At 71.9% G+C, this 4911-nt stretch carries 5 protein-coding genes; all 5 read right to left on the reverse strand.

Annotated elements, in window-relative coordinates; translation table 11 throughout:
• On the reverse strand, positions 1 to 1300 hold a 1300-nt coding region (locus FNQ90_RS12590; protein ID WP_182606456.1), incomplete at its 3' end, for a putative baseplate assembly protein.
• On the reverse strand, positions 1300 to 1734 hold the full coding sequence (locus FNQ90_RS12595; protein WP_182606457.1) for a GPW/gp25 family protein: 435 nt from the start codon (positions 1732 to 1734) through the stop codon (positions 1300 to 1302). The genes FNQ90_RS12590 and FNQ90_RS12595, both read right to left, overlap by 1 nt.
• 70 nt (positions 1735 to 1804) lie before the next feature.
• Positions 1805 to 3655, reverse strand: a complete 1851-nt coding sequence (locus FNQ90_RS12600) for a VgrG-related protein (RefSeq protein WP_182606458.1) — start codon at positions 3653 to 3655, stop codon at positions 1805 to 1807.
• Positions 3655 to 4377, reverse strand: coding sequence for a CIS tube protein (locus FNQ90_RS12605; protein ID WP_182606459.1), 723 nt, complete (start codon positions 4375 to 4377; stop codon positions 3655 to 3657). The genes FNQ90_RS12600 and FNQ90_RS12605 overlap by 1 nt, the downstream gene beginning before the upstream one ends.
• A 101-nt stretch (positions 4378 to 4478) precedes the next feature.
• Entirely contained in the window at positions 4479 to 4904 is a 426-nt protein-coding gene (locus tag FNQ90_RS12610; protein WP_182606460.1) for a phage tail protein, read from the reverse strand.
• Between the last annotated feature and the right edge of the window lie 7 nt (positions 4905 to 4911).

The following is a 4911-nucleotide window of genomic DNA, read 5'->3' on the forward strand; positions in this document are numbered from 1 at the left end:
CGCCGTCCACGCCGCCGCGCGCCGCCTCGCGGTTGACCACCTCGGAGACGTAGGGCACCGAGGTGCGCAGGACGCGGATCGTGCCGCGCGCCACGTTCCCGGCGCGGCCGCCGCCGGTGCGGTAGCGGCGGGCCCGGATCACCGCGCCCTTGGGGGGGACCATGCCGTACTGCCGCAGTGTGCCGTCCGGTTCGCGGACCGCCGGGCCGAAGGCGATGGTGCCGGTGGTCGCGTCGAGGGTGACGTGCCGGTCGTGGGGACGGGAGGAGGCGAAGTCGGGGACGACCTCCCAGTCCGTCCAGCCGCCCTCCTCGGCCGTCTGGAGCAGGACGGGCGGGTCGTCGGCGACCACCGGCCGGCGGGCCAGGGTCAGCCGCTGGCCGGGCAGGCCGGTGGCCTCGCCGAGCGCCTCGTCGTGCACGGTCTCGGCGTGCACGGCCGGGGTGGTGCCGCCGATGGTGTAGGCCTCGGCGGAGCGCAGGGTCGGGGAGGCGGCGTAGAACGGCTGGTCGGGGGCGGGTTCGGTGACCCGGCAGCGCAGCCAGCCGGCGAGCCGGCCGCCGGTGCGCGAGCGGGCGTGTCCGCCGGGCACGTGGAGGATCAGGTGTCCCGGCCGGTTCAGTCCGCCGGTGCCGTCCTCCTCGACCCCGCACTCCGCCCAGCCGTCCTCGGTCCACGCCTCCCACACCAGGGGCGGCTGCCGGGGGTCGACCCCGACACCGTCCACCCGGCTGTCCAGTTCGAGTACCACCGTGCAGTGCGGCACGGCCGCGCTCAGGCCGAACAGGAGGCAGTCTCCGGGGGCCGGCGTCTGCGCGAAGCACCTCGAATCGACGCCCTCGGCGAGGTCGGCGGTGCGGTCGGTGACGGCCTCGCCGTGGTGGTGCACGGCCAGGTGGCGCAGCTCGCAGGGGACGATGGTGAGGGGCCGCTCGGTGGCGAAGACGACCGCGTCGCCCTTCTCGGGGCGGGAGGTGGCCAGTTCGGTGCCCGGCGGCACCCGGACAGGTTCCTCCTGCGGCGCGCTGAGCCGGAAGGTGACCTCCGCGCGGGCCGCCGACGGCGGGAAGAGCGTGATGCCGGCCAGGTCGAGGAAGGCCAACTGGTTCTTCTCCGGGACCCGGTTGAGCCGGTAGACGATCTGGTCGGCGATGTGGGCGACGGTCTCGACCAGCGTGATCCCGGGGTCGGAGACGTTGTGGTCGGTCCACTCGGGGGCGCGCCGCTGGATGAAGCGCTTGGCGTCGTCCACGAACTGCTGGAAGCGGCGGTCGTCGAGGTTCGGGGAGGGCAGGGCCATCAGTGTTCGCTTTCGAAAGCGGGACCCGGGGTGTCCGGCTCGTCGTGGGACGGGATGACGTAGAAGGGGAAGACCAGGCTGCGCGGGTTGTTGGTGCCCCGGATCGCGTACCGGACGTCGATGTACAGCACGCCGGACCCGGCCCCGGGCGTCACCCGGACGTCGTGCACCTCGATGCGGGGCTCCCAACGGTCCAGGCTGGTGTACACCTCGTGCCGCAGGCGGCCGGCGGTCTGCTCGTTGATCGGGGCGAACACCAGGTCGTGGATGGCGCAGCCGAACTCGGGGCGCATCGGCCGCTCGCCCGGGGCGGTGGCCAGCACGAGTCTGATCGACTCCTCGACCTCCCGTTCCCCGGCGACCAGGGCGATGCCCCCGGTGGGCGAGATACGCAGGGGGAACGACCATCCCGATCCGACGAACTGTTCGGCCATCGGCCGTGTACCTGCCTTTCTCCGACCGGTGCGGTGGTGGGATCTGCCGGCGGGGTCCGCCGGCCGGGCGTCAGGGCGGGAAGGGCATCTTGTTGACGGTGGCCAGCAAGGGGCTCTTGATCATGATCGGTTTCCCGGTGATGGTGAGGAGCGTGAAGGCGTCGATGGTCATGAGGCCCATCGTGGATTTGAGGGCGACGGCACCCAGCCCCTCGGCGGTCAGGTTGCCCCGGCTGCGGATGTCGAGGTCGCCGCCGCTGGCCAGGGAGAGCTTGCGGCCCGCCTTCAGCGTCAGGTCTCCCCCGGCGTCCACCGAGACGTTCCCGCCGCCGGTGATGGCGATGGCGCCGTCGCTGTCGACGGTGATCTCGGTCCCGGTTCGATCCAGGTTGATCGTCAGTTTGCCGTCGCCGCTGGCCATGCGGACGCCGTTGCGGCCGGCGCGCCGGCTGAGCAGGTCGATCCGGTTGCCCTGCCGGTCGGAGAGGGTGTGCCGGGCGGCCTCGTTCCGGGGGCCGTCGTACAGCGGCACGTCCGGCACCGGGGTCGGATCGTCCACCCCGTTGTAGAGGCCGCCGACGACGTAGGGGTGGTCGAAGGCGCCCCGGTCGAACGCCACCAGCACCTCGTCGTTGACCTCCAGCGGGAAGATCCCGCCGCCCCCCTTGCCGCCCCACTGCGTCACCCGGGCCCAGTCGCTGACGTAGGTGTCGTCCAGCCAGGGGAAGCGGAGCTTCACCCGCCCCTGCCGGAGCGGGTCCGTCACGTCGTCGACGATCGCGATCGTCACGCCCGGCAGCCGCGACCCGGAGGCGGGGCCGCCGCCGGAGGCCACTCCGTACAGCGACCGCCACTGCCGGCCGCTGACCGTGGCCACGGTGCGGTACGCCCCCTCGTCGAGGATGTGCTCGACGGAGGTGATGGTGTAGCGGCCGGTGAACCGGTCGCCGACCCCGTTCAGGAACACCGGGGTGCCGGGACGCACCCTCGGGTTTCCGTGGACGGTGATCTCCAACTCGGCGAAGGAGGAGGCGATGTCGTCGGCGAGGGCCTTCGCGGCGCGTTCGGCGTCCGGATCCCGGTCCCGGGGGATGTCCGCGTCCACCAGGGTGACGTCGGGGAACGCCCCCGCCGCGTCCGAGGGGGAGGTGCCGATCCCGAAGCGCTTCGTGGAGGGGTTGGCGACCGAGGCGACCACCTCCCGCTTCGTGGTCACGTTCCAGCCCCGTGCCTCCACCCCGCTCACCTGGTCTCCGGCGGTGACGGCGGCCCGCAGGTGCAGCACGTCGGAACCGGCGTGGAGCACCAGGGGGTTGGGGTCGGTGACCCCCTGCGGCGCGGGGGCGCCGGAGGCCGGCTTCGGGTCGATGAAGTGGAACCTCCCCTCGGCGTCGATGGACATGACGCGCTTGTTCTCCTCGGCGAGGCGGCCCAGGAAGTCCCAGTCGGTCTCGCCGGACTGGCTGATGAACTCGTACTCGCCGTCCGTGGCGTCGATCCGGCCGATCGGCACCCCGTTCTCGGAGGCCAACCGGCGGGCGATCGAGGCGGCGGTCTCCCCCCGGTACGCCTTCACCCGACTGCGCCGCATCAGCCGGAAGCCGTGGTCGTACCCCCGGATGATCGTGAACGAGCCGGCGCCGTCGAAGTCGGTCTCCATGCCCGCCACCTCGCCGGTGAACAGCGGGTCGGCGATGCCCTGTCCGTCCGCGACCGGAGTGATCACCACGGGCGTGCCGAACCTCACCCCCAGCAGACCGAGGGCCGTGTAATGGGGGTCCCGGAAGACCAGCCGGAACGCCGCCGGCACTCCCGCGCCCTGGCTGACCCATCCCTCCACGAGTTCGGTGCCCGGGACGGAGTGGAGAGCCTTTCCCCCGACGGACACGTCCAGAACGCTGGAGAACGATACCTCCGCCATCAGCTCCTCACCTCCCCGGCCGCCGGGAGCATCAGTTCCGAGCCGGGCGTCAGACGGGTCGGGTCGTCGATGTCGTTCGCCTCGGCGATGGCCCGCCAGGCCCCCGCCTCGCCGTACTCCCGCCAGGCCAGCGAGGGCAGTGAATCGCCCGCCACGACCCGGTGCACGCGCCGTGCGGTGAGGGCGCCCGAGGTCGGGTTCTGCCCCGCCGTCCGACCCGGGATCTCGTGCAGGGCCATCCGGCAGGTCGCCCGGATCGGCGTTCCGGTGGTCGAGAAGAGCGAGTAGGTGACATCGACCGAGGCGACGTAGGCGGTGAAGTGCACCGTCGAGAACGACCCCCATCGGAGCACCACCCACGGCGGCGACGGCTGCTGGGCCGCGATGCTCTCGGCCGTCACCTCGCAGCAGGCCAACAGCGCCTCCACCTTCTTGAGCACCGCGTCGTCGGTGGGGTCCTCCGAGTTGTCGAGGAAGATCTCCAGCGACAGTTCACGGGGGTCGGGCCCCATGAACTGCGGTATGGAGCCGTCGCGCACGGCCACCGTCGGAGTGGCCTTCCACTGGGCGCGCCGGCTCAGCGACAGCTGGGCCGGGTTGAAGTCGAAGGTGAACTCCTCGATGAGCCCCCCGGGGTTGGTGCCGACCCCCTTGGGCGGCTGGTGGATGGCGAGCGAGGCGCGGACCAGGCTCGCTCCCGCGCCGCGCGGTCCCATGGCCATGTCGCAGGGTGTCCCTTCGGTCGATTGTCGCGGTGAATCGGTTGTCGCGGTGGATCGGTTGTCGCGGTGGACGCGTGCGTCGCTGCCGGTGGAACCGGCCGTCAGTCGGTGAACCCGTGGTGGGCGATCTCCAGCACCTCCACGGCCACGGAGTTGCCCTCCGGGTCGAAGTCGGGGCCCGTCCACCCCACCGGCAGGACGTCCAGCAGGCCCCAGGTGACGATCTCGGTGCCGTTGGCCAGGAGGGCCGTGATCGCGCCCGTGGGGCGGACGATGCCGGTCTGGACGGAGGAGATCCACTTGGCGATCCGTGCGGAGTCCTCGGTCACCGGGCGGGTCAACCGGATCGTGGAGAAGGTGATCCGGGTGGGCAGCTGCCAGGCGTATCCGTTGTTGCCGCCCTCCTGGTACTGCTCGGTCTCCATCCGCACGGCCAGCCCGTCCACCTTGTTGAAGTCGCCCACGATGTCGCCGTCGATGGTCAGGCGGAAGAACGGGGTGGTGGCGGGGTCCTGCAACACGGACATGGGACTG

It is taken from the genome of Streptomyces alkaliphilus (assembly GCF_014141535.1).
Taxonomy (GTDB): domain Bacteria; phylum Actinomycetota; class Actinomycetes; order Streptomycetales; family Streptomycetaceae; genus Streptomyces; species Streptomyces alkaliphilus.

Excerpts from the sequence above, each read along its gene's own strand:
- FNQ90_RS12595 (WP_182606457.1), bottom strand. The coding sequence starts at position 1,734 with ATGGCCGAACAGTTCGTCGGATCGGGATGGTCGTTCCCCCTGCGTATC.
- FNQ90_RS12600 (WP_182606458.1), bottom strand. The coding sequence starts at position 3,655 with ATGGCGGAGGTATCGTTCTCCAGCGTTCTGGACGTGTCCGTCGGGGGA.
- FNQ90_RS12605 (WP_182606459.1), bottom strand. The coding sequence starts at position 4,377 with ATGGCCATGGGACCGCGCGGCGCGGGAGCGAGCCTGGTCCGCGCCTCG.
- FNQ90_RS12610 (WP_182606460.1), bottom strand. The coding sequence starts at position 4,904 with ATGTCCGTGTTGCAGGACCCCGCCACCACCCCGTTCTTCCGCCTGACC.